Origin of the sequence: Williamsia sp. CHRR-6 (assembly GCF_018474015.1) — a bacterium.
Lineage (GTDB): Bacteria > Actinomycetota > Actinomycetes > Mycobacteriales > Mycobacteriaceae > Williamsia_A.
This window is the reverse complement of record NZ_JAHCSG010000003.1, coordinates 99,279-120,977: the sequence shown is the minus strand read 5'-3', so window position 1 is coordinate 120,977 and position 21,699 is coordinate 99,279. Positions and strand designations below refer to the sequence as shown.

Below are 21,699 nucleotides of genomic sequence, written 5' to 3'. Positions count from 1 at the left end.
AATGCGTATCCGCTCGGTTTTGCCGACCGCCCTCCCCGTCCTGATGTCGGCCGCGATCCTGCCCGCAGTCGCCCACGCCGCACCCACCCCCACCGGCACCGCCATCTCTGCCATCCAGGGCGCCGGGTTCAGCTCGCCGCTGGTGGGCCAGCAGGTCACCGACGTCCCGGGCATCGTCACCGCGGTGAAGACCACCGGTTCGCGCGGGTTCTGGATGCAGTCGGCCACCCCCGACCGCGACCCGGCCACCTCCGACGGCATCTTCGTGTTCACCGGTTCGGCCACCACGGTCACCGCCGGTGATTCGGTGACCGTGTCGGGCACCGTGGCCGAGTTCCGGGCCCTGGCCTCTGGTGAAACCGCAGACACCACAAGCAACCTCAGCGTCACCGAGATCACCAAACCGACTGTCGTCAGGGTGTCGGGTGGCAACCCGCTGCCAGCAGCGCAGCGCATCACCCCGGCCACCGTGCCCAACCTTTTCGCGCCGCGGGTGGCCGGCGGCAATGTCGAAACCATCAATCGGGTCAACCCGCTGCGTTCGGCTCAGGAGTTCTGGGAGTCACGCGAGGGTGTCCGGGTGCAGGTTGACAACGCGCGAATCATCGCCCCCAGCAACAGCTTCGGCGACATCTACGTGACCACCAAGCCCGCCACCTCGCCCAGCATCCGCGGCGGCGTGGTGCTGCGCGACTACAACCTGCCCACCGGCCGCGTGCACGTGGCCACCCTTGACGGCACCAAACCCAAGCTGTTCGTGGGCGACCGGTTCAACGGCTCGCTGATCGGGCCGGTCGGCTGGTCGCAGTTCGGCGGCTACACCGTCACCGCCACCACGCTGCCGCCCGTCACCTCGGGCGGGCTCAACGCGACGGTCGCCTCGCCCGCGCGGACCGGTGAGCTCTCGGTGGCCACCTACAACGTGGAAAACCTTGCCCCCAAGGACTCTCCGGCCAAGTACGCAGCACTGGCCAAGGGCATCGTCACCAACCTCGCCAGCCCGGACATCATCGCCGTCGAAGAGGTGCAGGACAATTCCGGCGCCGCCGACGACGGCACCGTGGCCTCCGACGCCACCGTCGCCACCCTGACCGCGGCAGTCAAGGCGGCCGGCGGCCCGGCGTATGAAAGTCGCAGCATCGATCCGGTCAACGATGCTGATGGCGGACAGCCCGGCGGCAACATCCGCATCGTGTTCCTGTTCAACCCGGCCCGGGTCAGCTTCGTCGATCGCGGTACCCCGTCGCCCACGGTGGGCACCCAGCCGGTCAAAGGCGCCAACGGTGCTGCCGCGCTGAGTATCTCGCCAGGTCGCATCGACCCCACCAACCCGGCGTGGCAGACCAGCCGCAAGCCGCTGGTGGGAGAGTTCACCTTCAACGGCAAGACCGTGTTCGTGGTGGGCAACCACTTCAACTCCAAGGGCGGCGATCAATCGGCCGACGGGCGCTTCCAGCCGCCCACCCGCTCGTCGGAGACCCAACGCGTGGCCCAGGCCACCGTGGAGAACAACTGGATCAAGTCGCTGCAGGCCATCGATCCGCGCGCCAAGGTGGTCATCGCAGGCGATCTCAACGACTACCAGTTCAGCCCGGCCCTGAAGACGTTGACGGGCAACGGAACCGGGCTCACCGACATGATCACCACCGTGCCGGGGGCCGCGCAGTACACCTATGTGTTCAGTGGGGTGTCACAGGTGCTCGACCACATCGTCCTGTCGCAGTCGCTGCGGCTGTTCGCCCGCTACGAGGTGATCCACCTCAACGCAGAGTTCGCCGATCAGACCTCCGACCACGACCCGCAGGTGGTGCGCGTCCGACCCTGACTTTGTGGGGCCACGCGCCGCTACCATCGGGGCCATGTCCAGAGCACTGTTGATCGTCGACGTCCAGAACGACTTCACCGAGGGCGGTGCCCTGGGGGTGGACGGCGGGGCCGCAGTCGCCCGCGACGTCACCGCGTTCCTCGCCGAGCGCGCGGGCGACTACGCGCTGGTGGTCGCCTCACGCGACTGGCATCTGCCGATGAGCGACAACGGCGGTCACTTCGCCACCGGGTCGCCGCCCGACTTCGTCAACACGTGGCCGGTGCACTGTGTGTCGGGTACCCCCGGCGCGGAGTACCACCCCGACCTCGACGTCTCGGGCGTACATGTGCATGTGAAGAAAGGCCAAGGGGTACCGGCCTATTCGATGTTCGAAGGCATCACCGACTCCGGGTCGGGGCTGGCTGCGGTGCTGACCGAACAGGGCATCACCGATGTGGATGTGGTGGGTATCGCCACCGACTACTGCGTACGCGCATCGGCCCTCGATGCGCTGGGGACAGGCGTGGCGGTCCGGGTCCTCACCCCGCTGGTCGCCGGGGTGGCGGCAGAGTCGTCGCAGGCTGCACTGGTCGAGATGAAGGACGCCGGGATCGAGCTGGTCGACTCGATCTGACCCCGTCGACCGTGCCGAAGTGAGGCGTCGAGCGTGCCGAAGTGAGGCGTCGAGCGTGCCGAAGTAGGGCGTCGAGCGTGCCGAACGGTCGCGGACAGCCAGGAACGGCACGGTGGACTGGGGTTTTCGGCACGCTCGACGCATGTTTTCGGCCCGCTCGACGGGGTGAACGGGTCACCTCACCTGGGCGACCGCGAACACGCGCCGGAACGGGAAGTGGGTTCGGCCATCGATCGCGGGTGGGTACGCGGCTCGCAGTCGGGGCGCCAGGTCGCGGCGAAATCGGTCCCAGTCGTCGTCGTCGAGGACATCACGCACAGGGGTCAAGGCGGTTCCGGTCACCCACTCCAACACCGGATCGGGTCCGGTCAGCGACTGCAGATATGTTGTCTCCCAGGCATCTACGACACAACCCACAGCCTCCAGGAGGCGCGCATATCCGGTCGGGTCGTCGACGGTCTCTGGTCCTCGTAACAGTCCACCGAGCTGCGGGCGCCACATGGGCGACTCGGCCAGCGCTCGGATGATCCGGTGTGACGGTGCATCGAAGTTGCCAGGTACCTGTATCGCCATCCACGAGCCCACGTGAAGTTCGGTGGGCCAACGCGTCAACAGGTCCCGATGGTCCGATACCCACTGCAGGGTGGCGTTGGAAATGACGATGTCGGTGCCGGGCGTCGGATGCCAGTCGCGCACATCCTGCACCTGCGCGTGTACCCCACGAGCCCGCGCGGCGGTCACCATCTCTGCCGACGAATCGATCGCCTCGATTATCGCGTTGGGCCAGCGTGAAGCGAGGTGCTCGGTGAGATTGCCTGGGCCGCAACCGAGATCGACGATCCGGCGGGGGTCATCGCAGCCGATCCGGGAGAGTAGTTCCCAATACGGACGCCCACGGAGAGCGGCGTAGGTCAGGTATTGATCCGGGCTCCACATAGAGACACCTCCGCTAGCAGTACGCGTGTACTGAAAGAAAACCGTACGCGCGTACTGAGAGAAGCGCAATGTCTCGTCTTCCGCCCACTCGACGGGGATTAGCGCCCACTCGACGGGGATTAGCGCCCACTCGACGGGGACTTCCGCCCACTCGACGTGGACTTCCGCCCACTCGACGGGGATTAGCGCCCACTCGACGGGTCAGGGGATGGTGGTGAGGATCGCGTGGGTGCGGGGGTCTCCGTCGACGGTCATCCAGAACCGCAGGCCATCGCGGCCGTCAGCACTCTGCTCGGGCGCGGTGGCGATGCGGACGTCTTCGCCGAAGGTGATCGGCTTGTTGTATTCGATCACCAGCCGAAACGGCCCGTCGACCAGGTCGCTGACCTGAGGGAACACCTCGCGCATCGCTTGGAGGTAGATCGAGTTGTTCACGTGGTCGAGACGGTCGGTGTCGCTGCGCCGCAATGCGAACGGCTGCTCGTGGACCGCATTCACCGGCTCGGTCAGCCACGGCCGCCACCGCAACCGGTGTTCGTCGGTGGTGGTGGCCAGCCGATCGAAGAAGTGATCTTCCATCCGCGAGGGCCCCTTGGTCTCCATGTTCATGTTGATCCAAAAGCCTTCGGTCTCGATCAGCCCGCCGCCCTCGCTGGTGACCCGCACCCGCATGTTGCACCAGCGCGGCGAGATGCCGGAACACCATCGGGCCAGATGGATCTTGTCGGGCCAGGCGATCGGTTGATGCACGTCCATGACGGTGCGCCGGACGATCCAGAACGGGTGGGCGTCGAAGGCCTCTGCGTGGACGAGGTGTTGGGCGCCGGCCTCCTGGAGGTAGCGGGCCACGCCGTCGACGCTGAGCCGCTCGAACTGGTCGATGTCGCCGCTGGCCAACGGCCACGAGGTCTCGAACACGTAGCCGGCGTCTGGTCGTTGCGCCAGTGGTTGATCCAGGGTCATCGCGGTTCTCCCCGCGGTTCGTCGATCACATCGACGAACCTACGTCACCGTGGCCTTGTGGGGTGGGGCGGCTGTGGCGGTAGTAGATTCAGCGTCCATGGTCGCCATCGGTTCGATCCCGCGTGTGGGTGACGCCGTGTCTGGTCGCGGTCACATGTCCCGTGGTCCGGTGCAATGAGCCCGATCTTCCGCGACGCCATGGGTGCGGATTTCGATCGTCTGCACCCCAACATCGCGTGGCGCTACTCCATCGACTCGACATCGGACGTGGCGCAGACGGCCACCGGGATGATCGACTCGGTGCGATCGACGTCGTTGCTCACCCCGCCGGTTGCGCGACTGTTCCGCAAGCGCAACGTCATGCCCACCACCACCAGTCGGTTGGTGCCGTTCACCCAGGAGACCTACTGCTACCGCGACGAGAGGGGTCGGGAGAACCTGGCGATGCTGTATCGGTTCGCCTACTCGCAGGGCGATCAGGGTTTGCATTCGTTGCTGGTCAACGGGCAGTCGGGGATGGTGAACTACCTCGGCGACGGGCCTGATGTGCTGTTTGTGCTGCACACTCGGGTGGGCCCGCGGGGTTCACTGATCCAGGAGACCGAGCCGATGCAGTTCCTGGGCAAGGCGGCGAAGGTGGGTATGCGTGGCCTGCTCGCGTCGACCATGCGGTACGTGGAGGAGTGGGACGACGAGCACCAACGCTTCCGGGTCGATGTGACGGTGCGCAATCGGATCCTCGGCGACGTGTTGCAGTTCAGCGGGTGGTTCACCGCGGTGGACCGGCCGTGTCGATTGCAGGACATTCCGGACGAGGCCTGGCCCCTGCGTCTCGAAGAGCGCGAGTAGGCACTGCGTCTCGAAGAGCGCGAGTGGTTGCAGTCTCCAAGAGCACGAACGTGGCGGGTGCGGTCGGGTAGATTCTGCGACCATGCCTGTGAAAGCAACCACCGAGTTCGATGTCGACGCTCCGCCCTCGGTGATCATGGAGATCCTGCTGGATGTGGACGCGTTGCCGGAGTGGTCGGGCCCGCACAAGAGCGCCTCGGTCCTGGAGTCGCACCCTGACGGCAAGCCGTTCAAGGTGGCGCTCGAGGTGAACATGGCCGGCATCAACGACAGGGAGGTCCTGGAGTACCAGTGGACCGACACCGGATGCTCGTGGAATCTGCTGGAGAGCAGTCAGCTCAACTCGCAGGTGGGTAGCTACACCATCTCCGAGACGTCCAAGGGTTCGCGGGTGGTGTTCGAGCTCGAGGCCGATCTGAAGATCAAGCTGCCCGGTCTGATCGTCAAGCAGGCGCAGAAGATCGCGGTCGACACCGCCAAGAAGGGCCTCATCGCCGAGGCCAAGCGTCGCGTGTCCTGATCGGTCGACGATGGCCTGCGTGGGGTTGCCGTCGTGGGCTGCTCGCGGGGAGTACCCTCGGCGGTGTTCGACGCTGATCGGCGTCGCATTCGCCGCTCTCACGCACTGGGGTTCATCATGATTCGCCGTCCTCGGCTTGTTTCCCGTTCTGTCGCTGCACTTCTCGCCGGAGTGGGGGCGGTGACGGTGATGTCGTTGTCGGGTGTGGGGGGCGCCTCGGCGGCCCCGGTGGTCTGTGACTCGACCAACGGCAAGGCGGCGTTTCGCACCACGCCGGATCAGGCGTGTGGGGCGCGCGGCGAGGGTGCGGCGCGTGCACATGCCGAGGAGCGCACCGGGGTCGGTACCGCCATCGCCTCGGCTCGCACCAACGGCAAGGCCAACGCCTACAACCTCGGCGCCAAGTCCACGGCGCTGGCCGGCGCGGCCACGCGGGGCACCAGTTACTCGGTGACCGCTGGGCCGGGCGGATATGCGTTGGCCCAGGCCCGTCGCGGTGGACTGACCGTGGCGATCGCCGGCATCGGGGGCACGGCGTTGGCCGGCGATCCCGGGGTCAAGTGCAGCGGTGGCTTCGCCATCGCCTACGACAGCACCACCGGAAAGTACTGCTTTGGCACCGGTCGCACCTACATCACCAACATGCGCTGAGGCGTCGCCCGCTGTTCACCCGGCAGACATGTCGGGGTCGCGGGTCGGTTCTAGCGTGAGCGGGTGAGTGAACTCAGTGATCGGCCCGCCACCACCGACCATTCCGACCTGCACGACGTGTTCGGGTCTGGTCTGCCGGTCGACCGTTTGGCCGACCTGAGCACAACCGTCGGACGGGAGAATTTGGCGCAGATGGTGTCGCTGCTGGACACCTCCGCGTTCACCGTCGACGACTCCGATGACGACGATCCGCGGCTGATCCTGCTGCCTGATCGCGCTGTGGTGGACACCTGGCGTGAGGACTATCCCTACGACGAGCGGATGACGCGGCACCGCTACGAGCTCGAAAAGCGGCTGCTGCAAATCGAATTGCTCAAGTTGCAGAAGTGGTCGAAGGAGACCGGAGCCCGGCACATCATCCTGTTCGAGGGTCGCGACGCTGCAGGAAAGGGTGGAACCATCAAGCGGTTCACCGAGCACCTCAACCCGCGCGGCGCTCGGGTGGTCGCCCTGGAGAAGCCGTCCGAGCGTGAATCGACCCAGTGGTATTTCCAGCGTTACGTGCAGCATTTCCCGGCGGCCGGGGAGATCGTGTTGTTCGACCGTTCTTGGTACAACCGCACCGGTGTCGAGCGGGTGATGGGGTTTTGCACCGATGCCGAACACGAGCGGTTCATCCGGCAGGTGCCGCTGTTCGAGCAGATGTTGATCGACGACGGCATCCACCTGGTGAAGTTCTGGTTCTCGGTGACCGCGCTGGAACAACGCACCCGGTTCGCCATCCGTCAGGTCGACCCGGTGCGCCAGTGGAAACTCTCGCCGATGGATCTGGCGTCGTTGGACAAGTGGGACAACTACACCGCCGCCAAACAGGAGATGTTCGCCGCCACCGACACCGACCTCGCGCCGTGGACGGTGGTGAAGAGCAACGACAAGAAGCGGGCTCGGGTGAACGCGATGCGGCACGTGCTGAGCCTGTTCGACTATGACGGCAAGGATCATGAGGTGGTGGGCACGCCGGATCCGTTGATCGTGGGTCGGGCCCGTGACCTGTTGGAGGAGTGAGGTCGGCCCGGTCAGGCCGGGTAGAGCGCGTGGCGTCGGTAGTCTGACCCGGTGCGCACCTTCGCTTCGTTGCTGGCCACCGTGGTGGCGATCATCGCGATGTGGGTGGCGGTGCCGTCGTTGTGGATGCAGTACCGGGTGATCGACCGCGACGGGTTCACCTCATTCGTCGAGCCCATGGCCCGCGACCAGCAGGTACGCACCGTGATCGGCGACGAGATCGCTCGGCAGATCGCCGCGCAGACCGATGTGGTCCCTGAGGCGGTGATCCGCCCGGCCACCTTGGCCTATACGCGCAGCGACCAATTCCCCGCCGACTTCGCCGACGTGCTGGGTCAACAGCACGACTTTCTGTTCGAACCACCGCGAGATGCCGCCGCGCGCAACGACATCCTGGAACTCGATCTGACGGCGATGGTGAACCGGGTGGTGCGACAGTTCGGGATCACCGGGGTGAGCGTCACCGGTCCCATTCGCATCCCGCTCAGCGAGACCCGGCGTAGTGGGTTGGAGGCGGGCCGCTATCACCAGGCGGCACAACAGATCACGCGGCTGGCCTATGGTTCGACGGCGCTGGCGGTGATCGCGGCGCTGGCGGCGCTGGCCTTGGCCCGCCGACGCGCGCTGTCACTGGCGGCATTGGGGGCAGGCGCCGTCATCGCAGGCGTGTGCAGCTATGTGGTGGCGTGGGTGCTGCGTGACCGCGCGGAGGCCGAGTTCTCCGGAGCTGTCAGTTCCCCCCGGCAGGTGGCACAGATCATCATCGAGAAAACCTCCGACGATCTGCAGAACACTGCCCTCGTCGTGGTGGTCGTCGGGTCGGCGCTGACGGTGGCCACCGTGCTGGTGTCGGCGTTGCGCATCGGCTTTCGTCGTTGATCATCGCATCGGCACAAGATCACCGGAAGTGTCGCCGTCAGGTCGCGGCGCACATCTGGCGTAGGCGATCCAGATCGGCGAGCCCGTCGAGCACCATCTGGCTGGGCATCCCGAAATCCACCAGGCATGCCAGCTCGCAGACCCCAGATTGAGACAACGAGCGCACCAGCTCGACGCCATCCTCGGGTTCACCGAACAGACCTGCTGAGGTGAGGAATCTCCGGACACTGATGTCGACCAGCTTGTCGATCTGCTCCGGTGTGTGTGCAGGTGAGTCCGGTGTGTTTCCCCCACGGCTGCGGAACAAGTCCATCGACGACATGACGTAGGTGCGTAACGCAGCTCGAGCTGCGGCCGCGGCCGACCCATCGCCACCGACGAAGGTGTGCAGCATGAGAGTGACATGCGGTTCGGGCATGGCGTCGCCGCAGGGGCGAAAGGCGTTGCGGTAGGCGGCGATGTTGCGCTCCAGGATGGGCCGGCCGGTGGTGACCATATGGGTGAGGATTCCAGCCCCCATCTCCCCGGCGGCCCGGAAGGTGGCCTCTGAGCCGGCACTGGTCAGCCACACCGGTAGGTCGGTGGAGATCGGTCGGGGATACAGCTCGATCTCGGTGGACTCGCCGGTGGCCGTGGTCCGCGTGAGTGGCTTGCCTGACCACAGTGTGCGGACCTGTCGAATGGTCTGCTCGGTGATGGCGGCGCGATCAGCAAAGTTCTGCGGGGCGAACGTGAAATCGGTCGGGTGCCAGCCCGACCCGAAGGAGATTCCGGCCCGGCCACCCGAGAGGTTGTCGACCACGGCCCACTCTTCGGCTATCCGCAACGGATCGTGCAGGGGCGCAACAACGCTCCCGGCGCGAACGGCGATTCGGTCTGTCACCGCTGCCACCGCCGCCGATGTGACCGACGGGTTCGGGTAGAGGCCGCCGAACCGGTTGAAGTGGCGCTCGGGGGTCCACACGGCGGTGAAGTCGTGGGAGTCGGCGAAGCGTGCGGCGTCGAGCAGCAGCGCGTATCCGTCACCGCGCGTACCCGTGCGTGGCGTCTCGGTGTCTGGCGCCGCCGCATCAGCGGCGAAGAAGAAGAGGCTGAACTGCATGGGTCATGTCCCTTGGTCTCGAGGTGTGCAGAGAGAACGGTGCGTCAGTTGGTCGCGCCGACGTACACCGTGTGTCCGGTCGGCTTGTCTCGGTCCAAGGCCGCGCCGGCGACGCCGGCGGCGAACTCGTTGATGGTGAGCGGGTCGTCACCGCGCGCGCGTCGTCGCGCAAAGGTGTCTGGATGAGCTCGCTCGAGCATGACCGCGGTGGCGGTCCGGGCGACCACATCGCCGCTGACGACCACCAGCGAGATGCCGCGACGGGCGAGTTCGGGGATCTGATCGCGGACGGCAGATTCCCCAGCGCGCTTGCTGGCTGCGATCGGCCGATACTCGGGCAGCGTCTCGACGGCGGGGTGGAAATGTGCATGATGGCTGGTGACGAACACGACACGGGAGCCCTCGGGCATCAGCGGAGTGATCGCGCGCAGGGTGGCCACCTGGGCGGTGACATTCATCCGAGTCGGGTAGTCGGCCCCATGACCTGGTTCCAGACCGCCGCTGGCGTTGAGGATCAACACGTTCACCGTGCGGGTGAGGGCGGCCACCTTCTCGGCCAGCGCCGCGGGTGCGCCTGGTTCAACCAGGTCCGCGGCTATGGGCCAGGCCCGCCGACCCCGGCCTTCGATGTCACGGACCACTTTGTGGGCCAGCACTTCTCGGCTCCGGTAGTGCACCACCACGTCGTGATCGGCATCTGCCATGAGGGCGGCAAGGCGGGCGCCGGTTCCCCGTGAGGCGCCGGTGATCAGTGCGGTCGCGTTCACCGGTCGCGGTCCGTGGGAGGTGGGGTGGACGTAGATGGCAGCCGTTGGGCGGCGAGATCGAACGTGAGGCCGTCGTCGTAGCGCCGATCGATCTCACCCATCACCGCGTCGTCGAGCGCGGCATCGCAGCCGACCCTGAGCCCGAGTCTGTGCAGTGTCCGGTTGACAACGCACTGCCGATACCAGTCAGGCGTCGCGGTCTCGGAATGGGTCGCCGCGGCAGACCAGGTCTGTAGAGCGCACGCCGCAGCCAACAGCACCACGTAGCGCTCAACGAGCCGGACGTGCGCGGCGGACATGTCGCCGGCCAGCGCCGACGGCGGCAGAGCCGCGGCCTCGGCGACGAAAGCCCGGAGTTGGCTGCGCAATTTGCGCGCACCGTCGATCTCTGTCGCGGCCGGCCCGCCCAGCCACGCGTCCAGACCTGGCAGGATGATGTCGGTTCCACCATGTGCGACTGCCAGGGTCGTGGGGTCCAGATCATCGAGATGCCCGCTGAGATCGAAGAGGTCGGCTGCCTGCTCGGCGGCGGCGGACTCGCCGTCGGAGGTCCACGATCGCCGCGCGACGAGTGGCAACTGGGGAAGAATGGTCTGCTGGCATGTCAACGCCGATGCGTGAACGAAGGCGGTTGGCCCGATGTCGCGCACCAGCTTCTGCATCAACGCGTTCTCGCCGTCGCGGAGATAGAACTGGGCGCCGAGAATTGCCGACAATTGCGTTGTGCCTGCGTGAAGTAGCTGTGGCACATGCAGTTTCACTGCAGCCGCGATCAGGCTCGCTTCTCTGGGGCGAAGGTGTAGCACGCGTGCGGCCACCGCCACCAACGCATCGGCGATCTGCAGATCAACGAACGTGGCCGCGATCTGACTGCGCACGAGTTCCAGATCGACCACGCGGTTGCCGTAGAGCCGTCGGCCCCGGGCGTAGCGAACCGCCACGCGTAGGGCGAGGTCAAGACTGCCCACGGCCATCGCCGGTATGACTATGCGAGTGATCTGGAAGGAGCGGACCGCCGCTTCCAATCCCTGACCGGTTCGGCCACACAGGGATTCGGCCGGCACGGGCGTGTCGAAGAATTCGATGCCGCCGAGCTGGACGCCACGCAGACCCGCCGCCGGGAACCGGGCGAGCATGCGGATGCTGCCGTTACGAGCTGTGCTCCGACGCAGCAGGAACAGTGAGTGTCCGCGGCTCGACGATGTCGAATCGGTACGGGCGTAGGCGACCAGCATGTCTGAGCGCGCGATGTTCGTCACCACCTCTTTGCGCCCGGTCAGGCGCCAGCCGGAGCCATCGATTCGCGCGTCGAGCGCCATGCCGGTGAGGTTGTTGCCGTGTGCGAGCTCGTGATACGCGCAGGCCACTCGCTCTCCGTCCAGTAACGCCTCGGCGAGGCGGCGGCACACGTGCTCCTCGCCCACGGTCCAGACGTTGACCGCTGCCATCAACGAACTGAGGCTGTGCCCGAAGCCCAGCACCGGATCGCGGCGACAGAGCGCGCGTAGCAAGGCGATCAGCTCGTCCATCCGCCGGAGCTCGCCGCCGAGCGATGCAGGAACATAGAAGCGGGACAGACCGAATTGATCGACCAGCGATTCAGCGGCCGCGAGTGGCTGCGCAGACTCGTCGGCGTCGAGTATCGCCGCGAAGCTGACCGGCCCGGTCTCGTCCCACGGGTTTCCCAGCAGCGCTTCCAAGGTCTGCAGAGCGGTAGGGGCTGCGGTGGTGGCGGCGCCGGTGATCGATGCGGTCATCGGTTGACTCCGAGCGTGTTGGTGGCGTCACCGTCGACGGTGGTGACGCCGGGCATGACAGCCTGCGGGGTGTCGGCCACCACCGCACCGACGTGAAGCATCAGCGCGTCGCCGATCGCCTGGGCCTCGGGGTCGGCTCGGTGCAATCGAAGGTTGATGCGGGCCAACACCGCTCGCAGCCAGAGGGCGTCTGACCAGAGCGCTCCGCCACCACCGTTGGCGTTGAAAAACGTGATGGCGGCAGCGGCCGCGACATGCAGCTCGAGCTGTTCGGCCAGGTCGAAGCTCTGGGCGGGCACGTTGCGCCCGGGCATCTGGGTTGCTGACATCGCCTCGACGAGCCCGTCGACCGACCGCGACAACCTGGCGCAGGTTGCGTGCAACTCTGGTGCGTGCTGCGCCACCGGGGAGTCGAGGAGACGATCCAGCAGGCCGGGCAGGCTGTTGAGCAGCGAGCACCCTGTGCGCGACATCAACGACAGGTGAGCGGGTTGCAATGTCGGGCACGGCACGTGGATGCTCGCGTGATCCGGGATGGACGAACCATCGAACGCGTGAAATGCGCGCGCGATTGTGCGGAACTGCGAGATGAGAACATTCCGGTTCACCACGGTGTTGCCGTCGAAGATCGCCACGATGCGGTGGTCGCGTGCGATCTTCTCGAAGAGCCCGTGGACGAACTCGTCCAGCAGGATTCCCCGCGCTCCGAGCATCGACGCCGCAGAGTGAATGATCTGATCGCCGAGCGTGGGAACGAGTGCCTTGGCCACCGCCGCCAGGATGCTGGCCTCGCCGGGGGTGGTGTGGACTCCCTGAGCGGTCACGTCTGCGGTGACCTCTCCGATCATCAGGTCGGCGAGCAGCGAGCCCAGTTCATGGCGCACCAGGCGACGATCGATCAGGGCCCGGTCACCGACGACCCGACCACTGACGAACTGTCGCACGATTCCGATCGCAGCGTCGGCAGCACCCAACGACAGTGAGGTGCAGGCAGTTCGAGTCAACTGCATAGTCCGCAGCACGGTTTCCACGCCGGTGCCCTCCGAACCGATCTGCGTGTCTGCACCGACGATGGCACCGTCGAAACGGATACCACTGATGTCGGCACCGCGGATGCCGTGCAGCAACTCCGGGGGCAGGCAGTGATGCGACTGCGGGCTCAACTGCTCTTTGTCCACCATGAACAGAGAAAAGCTCCGCGGGCCCGGGGTGGGCCGAGTCCGGGCGAGCAGACACACCAGCGGTGCGCGGGTCGCGTTGTTGATCAGCCACTTCTCGCCCGACAGCCGGTACCCGTCCGGTGTCGCCTCGGCCGACAGCTCACCGGAGAGCAGGTCGCTGCCGTGGCCCCGCTCGGTCAGCGCCCAGGTGACCAGGGACGGTCGATCCATGCGCGTCGCCAGCGCCTGCTGCTGCTCTGGACTACCGGCCACCCAGGTGGGCGCGGCACCCAAGAAGGTCTTGCCGTAGGCGATGGCGGTGGTCAGGTCGTGTCGAGACACCACCCGCAGCAAAGCGATGACGGTGGGGAGCTCGAACCGTCCCCCCACCGCCGGCGGCACGAACCACGAATACAGGCCTGCGTGATCGAGCAGTTGCATGGATTCTGCGGGAAAGGCCGAGTGACGATCTTTGGCGACGGTGTACGGCGCGGACAGGGCGCCGCCGCCAGACACTGAGGACGCGATGACCTGCTGCAGGTGGGCAACGGCGGCAACCCGATCGAGCTGTCCGAGGTCGGGCCGCAGTACAGGTGCTGAAACCTCGACGAGGTCGGCCAGCGCGCTCATCGCACACCCCCGGCGGTGGCCGCGTGCCGTAGATCCCCGCTGATCCGTTGCGCAACAGTCGAATCGAACCGAGCTGCCACCGGCCTCAGACGGCCGGCCAACAGTTCGGTACGCATGTCGGCTCGCCGGATCTTGCCCGACGTGGTGCGCAGTACCGTCCCGGGAGCAAGCAGGTACACGCCCGCGGCGTGCACCCCGAACTCACGGGTCACGGTCGCCCGGATGGCTTGAGTGAGCTCATCGAGAGCGTTGTCGCTGAGGTCGGAACGGATTTCGTGGGTTGCCACCACCACTTCTGCGGTCCCGGCGCCGTCGGACAGCAACGGGAACACCGCGCCCACCCCGCCGGCGAGTTCCGGGTGGTGTCGCCGCATCTCGTGTTCGATGTCATGCGGGTGCAAGACGCGTCCGCGCAGCACGATGGTCTCCTTGCGTCGGCCGACGACGTAGAGATGGCCGTCGAGAACCGCACCGAGGTCCCCGGTGCGCAAGAACGGGCCCTCGCCGTCGGGGGTGTACGCGGCGAAGTCGGCTGGGCTGGGCGGATGACCCCAGTAGCCGGCGGCAACGCTGGGCCCTCGCAGCCAGATCTCACCGATCGAGCCGTCGGGGCTCACCGCGTGGGTCTGTGTGTCGACGATTGCGAGGTCCTGCGGACGTAGCAGCGGGCCGCTGGCCGCCACGCGGGTGCCCGATGCCACGGGCTCCAGGCGGCCGGCCTCTCGCGCGTCGGCGTCGATGTCCACACTCATCGGAGCTGACCCCGATCGTCCCGAGACGATCAAGGTCGACTCGGCCAGACCGTATGCGGGTGCGAAGGAGCTCTCCAGGAATCCCGTCGTCTGGCACCGTTGAGCAAACGCACGCATCGTGCTCGACTGCACCGGTTCGGATCCGTTGACCGCAACCAGTAGACAGCTCAGGTCGATGCTGTCGAGCTGGTCATCGCGGACCCGATCGGCACAGAGGCGATACGCGAAATCCGGTGCTGCGGTCAGGCCGACTCGGAACTCGGACATGATCTGGAGCCACCTGATGGGCCGCTTGAGGAACGCGGTGGCCTCCAGCGCCACGTACCCAGCGCCATTGAGGATGCCGGGCAACACCAGCCCGATGAGACCCATGTCGTGGTGGTGCGGAATCCACCCGCCGCGTCGCACCGTGCCCGCTTGGGGATGCAGGTGAGTGTTTTGCAGATCGATGTTGGCAAACAGGTTCGCGATGCTCACCATCACGCCCTTGGGTGCGCTGGTCGACCCGGAGGTGTATTGCAACAGCACGGTCCGCGATGGCTCGTCGAGGAAATCCGAACGGGGCCCACCGACCTCGCTGAGGTGGGGTCGGGTCGGCGCATCCCTGACCGGATGATCGAGTGGTGAGAGTCCGTCGACGGCCAGCGACTGAAGATTCTCGCGCACAGCCCATTCGGTCACCTCGGCGCGCACCATGTCTGCGGTGATGATGGCAACTGCCTCGGCGTCTTGGGCGATGACCGCCATCCGATGTGAGGCGTAGCGGGAACGCCCGGGAACAGGCACCGGAACGGTCACCATGCCGGCCAGGCACGCGCCGAGGAAGACGGCCGGGAACTCCACACTGTGCGGATAGCTCAGCAGGAGGCGGGAGCCCACCGGATAGCGCTGCCCCAGTGCGTCTGCGATCTCGTGGACAGCGCGGTCGAGCTCGCGATAGGTCATCGTCGCGGTGGGGTCGGTCGCGGTGGCGCCGGCGACGATCACGGCAGGTTCGTCGCCCCGGACCTGGCGGTGGTGAGCCAGCCGCTCAGCCAGGGCACGAAGGGTTCCCGAGCTTGTCATACGCTCACCCCAGACAGGGTGAGACCACTTTTCGGCGACTCCAGATAGCCCACCTCGACCAGATGTTCGAGGTAGCGATTCCAGAGTGCCGCGTCCATCGGAGCGCACCGTGGTCCGGTGACGGCGGTGTCTGTTGCCGTCGTCTCGATCTCAGGTCTGTTGCCGTTCACCCCGAGCTCAGGGGCAGGGCCGTCCGGGGTCAGCAGCGGGGCGTAGGGCGCGAGTGCAGTCGACGCTCCGCGTGCGGAGAACAGTTCATGCCACTGCGAATACGGCAGCATCGGCACGTGGTAACCGGCCCCGGCCACCAAGTCGATGAGTTCACTCCACAGCAACCGCGACGCTCCCGGCAGGTTCACGAAGCCGTTGTCATGGTTGCCGTCGATGATGTGGGTGACCACGGTGGACGCCAGGAAGTCGACCGGGACCAGAAGTAGGACGACGTCGAACTCGAACGCTGCCCCGAGCTGAACGCACCCTTTGATCAGTGCGTTGATGATCGTGTCCTGGGCGCCGACCGCGGTCTGCTGGGAGCCCGTCACGTTGCCCGGCCGGAAGATCTTCGTCGGGACGCCACGCCGCCCCGCTTCCACCACGAGCCGCTCGGCCACCCACTTGGTCTGCCGGTATCCGCCGACCACGTCGGTGGGGTCGGTCATGGCAGCCTCTGGAACACTCTGGGTCCCAGGTCGCTCTGGCATCACGCCCATCGATGAGATCATGTTCACCGAGGTGGCTTTGCCCTGTGCGGCCATGCGCAGGATCTCCACAGTGCCCCCGACATTGGCGGCCCGCAGTCGCCGATAGGGCAACGCAAAGTTTACGGCCGCACCATTGTGGATGATGACATCGATAGTGTCAGCCAATTGCTTGAACATCACCTCGGTCAAGCCGAGCTGATCTCGCCCCAGATCTCCCGGAATTGCTTTAACCCGGGCGGCTGTCGCGTCGTTCCACAGGCCGTATGTAGTGAGATTCAGTCGGACACGGTCACGTGCTTCGCCTTCATCTCGGGCTCGCACCAGCGTGTACACGGTGTATTCGGTTCGAGCGATGAGTTCGGCGATCAGATAGGCCCCCGCGAAGCCGGTCGCACCGGTCAGGAAAACGTTGTCTGGTGCTGAGATCGGTTGTCCGTCCGGGCGGCGAATATCGTCGGGCAGGAATGCTTCGGCACTCAGTTCGGTCGCCGTGATGCCTCGGCTCACCTCGGCTTCGGTCGATGCTGCTTCTGGTTCGGCCATCAGTCCCGCGATTGCTGCCGACAGGGAGTCCAGTGTCGGATAGTCCCACATCAAGGTCGGGTCGAGGGCAATGCCAAGTCGATCTTCGACGTCGGCAGCGACGCTGAGTGCGTACACCGAGTCGAGGCCGTAATCAGCGAAGGGTGCTGCTGGATCGATCTTTTCCGCCGGAATCTGCAGATATCCGACGACGATTTCCGTCAGTACGTCGCGAACACGGAGAATCATCGCGGCGTCAGAATGGCCGATTTCGGGCATAAGTACTCCTTGGCAGTTTTGTGCTGTCAGCCGAATTTGCGAATGGCGGCGGAATCGGCGCCGAATGTACGGCGGATGACCGAACGGGTTTGCCGTACCAAAGTGCCGATGTGATGAAGGTATCAGCCGCTTCGTTGGCGACGGGAACTGCATGACTGAGTTCTGTCACACGTCACAAAAAGAGCGGTTGGGAAGGACCTGGGGTCTGTCACCTATACCAGCCGGAAAACGGCTGTACGCGAATCCTCAACCGTTGCTGATGACACTGGGCTCGAATAGGCGCATTTGGGGTGTTTGCACCGTTCGAGTACCTGTCACCGTTGACTGGCCGCGCCGATCGTCTGCCACAGGAATTCGTCGGCCAAGGCCATCTTGAATGCGGCCTGCTTGTTGTCGGCGGCGCCGCCGTGCCCGCCCTCGATGTTCTCGTAGTACCGCACTGGGTGGCCGTACTCCTCGAGACGGGCGGTGAACTTGCGCGCATGCCCCGGATGCACCCGATCGTCGCGGGTGGACGTGGTCACCAGAATGGCCGGATACGTCGCCTCGCGTGAGAGCCGTTGGTAGGGAGAGTATGTCGAGATGAACTCCCATTCGGCCGGGTCGTCTGGGTTGCCGTATTCAGCCACCCAGGACGCCCCTGCCAACAGCAGGTGGAATCGTTTCATGTCCAGCAGCGGCACCTGACACACGATGGCGCCGAAGAGCTCTGGGTAGGAAGTGGTCATCACGCCCATCAACAGCCCGCCGTTCGATCCGCCCATCGCGCCCAGCTGAGCCGGCGTGGTGAGGCCGCGGGCCACCAGATCGCGCGCCACCGAGGCGAAGTCCTCATATGCCAGGTGTCGGCCGGCCTTGAGTGCCTGGGTGTGCCAGGTGGGGCCGTACTCGCCGCCGCCCCGGATGTTGGCGATGGCGTAGATGCCCCCGCGGGCGATCCAGTTCTTCGCGGCCACCGGCATGTAGCCGGGTGTCTGGGACACCTCGAAGCCGCCGTATCCGTAGAGCAGGGTGGGTCCATCGGTCACGTCGTCGCGTTTGATGACGAAGTACGGCACTGATGTGCCGTCGTCAGAGGTGACGAAGTGTTGGTGTGCCGAGATGCCGTCGGCGTCGAAGAACGCCGGTGTCTGTTTGAGAACTGACACCCCGTCGGTGGTGGTGCCGTGAAGCAGTGACGGGGGCGTGGTGAATCCGCTTGCGGTCAGGAAGATCTCGTCGCCGTGATCTGGGTCGGTTCCCAGCACCGACACGGTGGCGAACTCGGGGACTCCGGCCAGCGCCGCCGATTCCCAGGTGCCCACGGTGAGTAGCCGCAGCTCGGTGGCCACGTCGTGCAGAGTGGTGAGCACCAGGTGGGTGTCGGTGAACGTCACGCTCTGCAGGCTGGTGTGGGCGTCCGGCGTGAACAGCACGGTGGCCGTGGCAGTGTGCGGTGCCGACAGGTAGCTCTCGTAGTCGAACGCGACCAGGGTGCCGCTGGCGAAGGTGTCGGTGCCGCGTTCCCAGTCCGATCGGGTGAGCACCAGCAGCCACTGCCGGTGGACCATCGTGTTGGCGTCGGTGGGCACCTCGATGAGGACGTGTCCCTCAGGGCGGATCTCGTAGGTGAGCTCGTTGAAGAAGTCCGTTGCGCGGACCACGAAGTCGCGCGCGAAGCCGACGGTGTCGTCGTGCACGGCGCTGACCGCGATGTCGGCGGGGTGCCCGGCCAACACCACCTCTGCCGATTCCAGTGGGGTGCCGCGGGTCCAGCGTTTGGCGATGCGCGGGTAGCCCGAGTCGGTCAGTGAGGAGAGCCCGTCGCTGTGGAGACCGAAGTCGGTGCCCACGTAGACGGTGTCCCGGTCGATCCAGCTGATCTGCGACTTGTTCTCCGGCAGGGTGAAACCGTGATCCGGGCCGTCCGGATCGACCCAGGTGCGGGTGGTCAGGTCGAACTCGCGGACCACTGCGGCGTCGGCTCCACCGCGCGACAGCGAGACCAGCGCGCGGTCGTGGTCGGGTCGGCGGACCGCGGCTCCACCCCACACCCAGTTCTCGCCTTCGGCCGCGGCCAGCGCGTCGAGGTCGATGATCACGTCCCACTCGGGGGTGTCGGTGCGGTAGGACTCCATCGTGGTGCGCCGCCACAGTCCGCGCGTGTTGGTGGCGTCGCGCCAGAAGTTGTAGAGGTACTCGCCGCGCCGCACCACGTACGGGATGCGGTCGTCGGTGTCGAGGATCTCGTGTGCGGCATCGCGCATCTCGGCGAACCGGGTGGTGCCGGTCAACGCCTCGACGGTGACGGCGTTGTGTTGCCGGACCCAGGCCAGAGCGTCGTCGCCGGTCACCTCCTCCAACCACAGGTACGGATCGTCGGTGGGCGCGGAGGCAGATACTTCGGTCACGTACTCAATTGTGACAGCGCCGCCTCGGTCGGCGCTCAGTGCTGGAACCGCTGCCGCAGCTGCGGGTCGTTCTCCCACCACAGGCCGGCTTGCGCAGTGTCGTCGACGACATCACCGGAGGCTGGGCTGTCTGGTGGCGTCGTGTCGGGATCGGGTAGGTGGGCGTCGAGTTGAGCGTCGATCGTCTGAGCCAGGTGCTGCTGTTCGGCCCGGAACCGGGCGAACAGGGTCAGCAGAAATGGCAGTCCCACCACGTCGCCCAGGATCCACAGCACCCGGCTTCGGTGGTCTGATCGGTGCGCAGCGAGGGACCCCAGGACCGGTTGAGGCTGCTGTAGTTGCCCGACGGGTCCGGCCCTTCGCGCTCCACTTTTCGACTCTCGCTCCGGATATACCCGGAGCCAACGGCAAAAGGTGGAGCGCGAACGGATGGGCGGTGGGAAGGTGGAGCGCGAACTGGTGGGGTGGGGCCGGTGGCGGCCACGTAGTCTGAGGATGTGGCTGAACACTTTGACACAGTTGTCCTCGGAGCAGGTCCGGGTGGATACGTCGCCGCGATCCGGTGCGCCCAACTCGGTCTGAAAACCGCCGTCATCGAAGAGAAGTACTGGGGCGGTGTGTGCCTCAACGTGGGATGTATCCCGTCGAAAGCGTTGCTGCGTAACGCCGAACTGGCGCACATCTTCCACACCAAGGCCAAGACGTTCGGTATCTCCGGTGAGGTGAGCTTCGACTTCGGGGCCGCGTTCGACCGCAGCCGCAAGGTCTCCGAGGGCATCGTCAAGGGTGTCCACTTCTTGATGAAGAAGAACAAGATCACCGAGATCGACGGCTACGGCGTGTTCACCGACGCCAAGACTCTTCGGGTCCGGCCGAGCAGCGGAGCGGATCCGGCCCAGACCACCGGCGACCGCACGATCACCTTCGACAACGTCATCATCGACACCGGTTCCACCGTGCGGCTGCTGCCCGGAGTGGAGTTGTCGGACAACGTGGTCACCTACGAGACGCAGATCCTCACCCGCGACCTCCCGAAGACGATGGCCATCGTCGGTGCCGGCGCGATCGGCATGGAGTTCGCCTACGTGCTGAGTAACTACGGCGTGGACGTGACGATCATCGAGTTCCTCGACCGTGTGCTGCCCAATGAGGACGCCGACTCGTCCAAGGAGATCGCCAAGCACTACAAGAAGCTCGGCGTCACGATCCTCACCTCCACCCGCGTCAACACCGTCGACGATCAGGGTTCGCAGGTGGTGGTGTCCTACACCGACGCCAAGGGTGTCGACGCCTCCATCACCGTGGACAAGGTGATGATGTCGGTCGGATTCGCCCCGCGCGTCGAGGGATTCGGCCTCGAGACCACCGGTGTGGAGCTGACCGAGCGGGGCGCCATCGCCATCGACGACCACATGCGCACCAACGTGCCCGGGATTTACGCCATCGGCGATGTGACCGCCAAGCTGCAGCTCGCCCACGTGGCCGAGGCCCAGGGCGTGGTGGCGGCCGAGACCATGGCCGGTGCGGAGACGATGACCCTCGGCGACTACCGGATGATGCCGCGCGCCACCTTCTGCCAACCGCAGGTCGCCTCGTTCGGGCTGACCGAGCAGCAGGCCCGGGACGAGGGTTTTGCGGTGAAGGCCACCACCTTCCCGTTCTCGGCCAACGGCAAGGCCCAGGGTCTCGGCGAGGCTGTCGGGTTCGTCAAGCTGATCACCGACACCACTCACGACGAGCTGCTGGGCGCGCATCTGGTGGGTGACAACGTCTCGGAGATGTTGCCGGAGTTGACGTTGGCGCAGAAGTGGGACCTGACTGCCAAGGAGCTGGCCCGCAACGTGCACACCCATCCCACGCTCAGCGAGGCCATGCAGGAAACGTTCCACGGCGCGATCGGGCACATGATCAATCTCTGATCTGCGTGCCCACGCGCTGACGACGCCCATCGGAGTTCCACACCGGAACCCGGTGGGCATTGTCGTATTTGCGGCTTATCACACGGAATATGCGAACCGCCCTGATTTCGGTCTTGTTTGTGAAGAATTCCAGGACGGCTGATGTGGCCACGCCGGGCGGATCGCAAGGCACGAAAATTAGCTTTGACCAGCACTTTTCATGTGATCCGTCCCAACCTGAACTCGCGATGCAGAATCGTTGCACAACCAGATTGCTCTTCCCGCACCCTGGCGCTAGCGTTTGGCCTGCAATCATCATCAGACCCGTTAAGGGGTCTGCACCGGGGGCCCTACCGCGGCTTCTAGGTGCGG

At 65.8% G+C, this 21,699-nt stretch carries 18 protein-coding genes; 8 read left to right on the top strand and 10 right to left on the bottom strand.

Going from position 1 to position 21,699, the window contains the following annotated elements:
* Position 1: 1 nt before the first annotated feature.
* Entirely contained in the window at positions 2 to 1,825 is a 1,824-nt protein-coding gene (locus tag KIK15_RS09420) for an endonuclease/exonuclease/phosphatase family protein (RefSeq protein WP_250324472.1), read from the top strand.
* Positions 1,826 to 1,859: 34 nt separating this feature from the next.
* Entirely contained in the window at positions 1,860 to 2,441 is a 582-nt protein-coding gene (locus tag KIK15_RS09415; RefSeq protein WP_214243965.1) for an isochorismatase family protein, read from the top strand.
* Positions 2,442 to 2,615: 174 nt separating this feature from the next.
* Here KIK15_RS09415 and KIK15_RS09410 read toward each other — a convergent pair whose 3' ends face one another.
* Both KIK15_RS09410 and KIK15_RS09405 read right to left on the bottom strand, forming a co-directional pair.
* Positions 2,616 to 3,377, bottom strand: coding sequence for a trans-aconitate 2-methyltransferase (locus KIK15_RS09410; protein WP_214243964.1), 762 nt, complete (start codon positions 3,375 to 3,377; stop codon positions 2,616 to 2,618).
* A 201-nt stretch (positions 3,378 to 3,578) separates the two neighbouring features.
* The gene (locus KIK15_RS09405; protein ID WP_214243963.1) at positions 3,579 to 4,340 is read right to left on the bottom strand and encodes an acyl-[acyl-carrier-protein] thioesterase; all 762 of its coding nucleotides are present in this window, start codon (positions 4,338 to 4,340) and stop codon (positions 3,579 to 3,581) included.
* Between the two features lie 174 nt (positions 4,341 to 4,514).
* Between KIK15_RS09405 and KIK15_RS09400 the strand changes: the two genes are divergently transcribed.
* The 5 genes from KIK15_RS09400 (at position 4,515) to KIK15_RS09380 (ending at position 8,304) form a co-directional block, all read left to right on the top strand.
* Positions 4,515 to 5,189 carry a DUF4166 domain-containing protein gene (locus KIK15_RS09400; RefSeq protein ID WP_214243962.1) on the top strand — a complete coding sequence of 225 codons (675 nt, stop codon included), beginning with the start codon at positions 4,515 to 4,517 and terminating at the stop codon, positions 5,187 to 5,189.
* 82 nt (positions 5,190 to 5,271) lie between these two features.
* Complete coding sequence (locus KIK15_RS09395) at positions 5,272 to 5,709, top strand: SRPBCC family protein (protein WP_214243961.1); 438 nt, start codon at positions 5,272 to 5,274, stop codon at positions 5,707 to 5,709.
* A 117-nt stretch (positions 5,710 to 5,826) separates the two neighbouring features.
* The gene (locus KIK15_RS09390; RefSeq protein WP_307851809.1) at positions 5,827 to 6,360 is read left to right on the top strand and encodes a DUF6764 family protein; all 534 of its coding nucleotides are present in this window, start codon (positions 5,827 to 5,829) and stop codon (positions 6,358 to 6,360) included.
* Positions 6,361 to 6,468: 108 nt separating this feature from the next.
* Positions 6,469 to 7,425: a polyphosphate kinase 2 gene (gene ppk2 / locus KIK15_RS09385; RefSeq protein ID WP_374222848.1), complete on the top strand. Its 957-nt coding sequence runs from the start codon at positions 6,469 to 6,471 to the stop codon at positions 7,423 to 7,425.
* Positions 7,426 to 7,476: 51 nt separating this feature from the next.
* The gene (locus KIK15_RS09380) at positions 7,477 to 8,304 is read left to right on the top strand and encodes a hypothetical protein (protein ID WP_214243959.1); all 828 of its coding nucleotides are present in this window, start codon (positions 7,477 to 7,479) and stop codon (positions 8,302 to 8,304) included.
* Positions 8,305 to 8,341: 37 nt separating this feature from the next.
* Here the strand turns inward: KIK15_RS09380 and KIK15_RS09375 are convergent, their stop codons facing one another.
* The 8 genes from KIK15_RS09375 to KIK15_RS09340 all read right to left on the bottom strand — a co-directional run bounded on the left by KIK15_RS09375 (position 8,342) and on the right by KIK15_RS09340 (position 19,704).
* Positions 8,342 to 9,406, bottom strand: coding sequence for a MupA/Atu3671 family FMN-dependent luciferase-like monooxygenase (locus KIK15_RS09375; protein ID WP_214243958.1), 1,065 nt, complete (start codon positions 9,404 to 9,406; stop codon positions 8,342 to 8,344).
* 44 nt (positions 9,407 to 9,450) lie between these two features.
* A complete protein-coding gene (locus tag KIK15_RS09370; RefSeq protein WP_214243957.1) occupies positions 9,451 to 10,173 on the bottom strand; it encodes an SDR family oxidoreductase in 723 nt (240 codons plus the stop codon).
* Positions 10,170 to 11,930, bottom strand: a complete 1,761-nt coding sequence (locus KIK15_RS09365) for an acyl-CoA dehydrogenase (RefSeq protein ID WP_214243956.1) — start codon at positions 11,928 to 11,930, stop codon at positions 10,170 to 10,172. The genes KIK15_RS09370 and KIK15_RS09365 overlap by 4 nt, the downstream gene beginning before the upstream one ends.
* On the bottom strand, positions 11,927 to 13,720 hold the full coding sequence (locus tag KIK15_RS09360; protein WP_214243955.1) for an acyl-CoA dehydrogenase family protein: 1,794 nt from the start codon (positions 13,718 to 13,720) through the stop codon (positions 11,927 to 11,929). Before KIK15_RS09360 ends, KIK15_RS09365 begins: the two co-directional genes overlap by 4 nt.
* Positions 13,717 to 15,537, bottom strand: a complete 1,821-nt coding sequence (locus tag KIK15_RS09355; RefSeq protein ID WP_214243954.1) for a fatty acyl-AMP ligase — start codon at positions 15,535 to 15,537, stop codon at positions 13,717 to 13,719. The genes KIK15_RS09360 and KIK15_RS09355 overlap by 4 nt, the downstream gene beginning before the upstream one ends.
* Positions 15,534 to 17,039: a thioester reductase domain-containing protein gene (locus tag KIK15_RS09350; protein ID WP_214243953.1), complete on the bottom strand. Its 1,506-nt coding sequence runs from the start codon at positions 17,037 to 17,039 to the stop codon at positions 15,534 to 15,536. The genes KIK15_RS09355 and KIK15_RS09350 overlap by 4 nt, the downstream gene beginning before the upstream one ends.
* A 314-nt stretch (positions 17,040 to 17,353) precedes the next feature.
* Positions 17,354 to 19,429 carry a prolyl oligopeptidase family protein gene (locus KIK15_RS09345; RefSeq protein WP_214243952.1) on the bottom strand — a complete coding sequence of 692 codons (2,076 nt, stop codon included), beginning with the start codon at positions 19,427 to 19,429 and terminating at the stop codon, positions 17,354 to 17,356.
* Between the two features lie 35 nt (positions 19,430 to 19,464).
* Positions 19,465 to 19,704 carry a hypothetical protein gene (locus KIK15_RS09340; RefSeq protein ID WP_214243951.1) on the bottom strand — a complete coding sequence of 80 codons (240 nt, stop codon included), beginning with the start codon at positions 19,702 to 19,704 and terminating at the stop codon, positions 19,465 to 19,467.
* A 222-nt stretch (positions 19,705 to 19,926) separates the two neighbouring features.
* Here KIK15_RS09340 and lpdA point away from each other — a divergent pair, with 222 nt between their 5' ends.
* Positions 19,927 to 21,348, top strand: a complete 1,422-nt coding sequence (gene lpdA, locus KIK15_RS09335; RefSeq protein ID WP_214243950.1) for a dihydrolipoyl dehydrogenase — start codon at positions 19,927 to 19,929, stop codon at positions 21,346 to 21,348.
* Positions 21,349 to 21,699 lie beyond the last annotated feature (351 nt).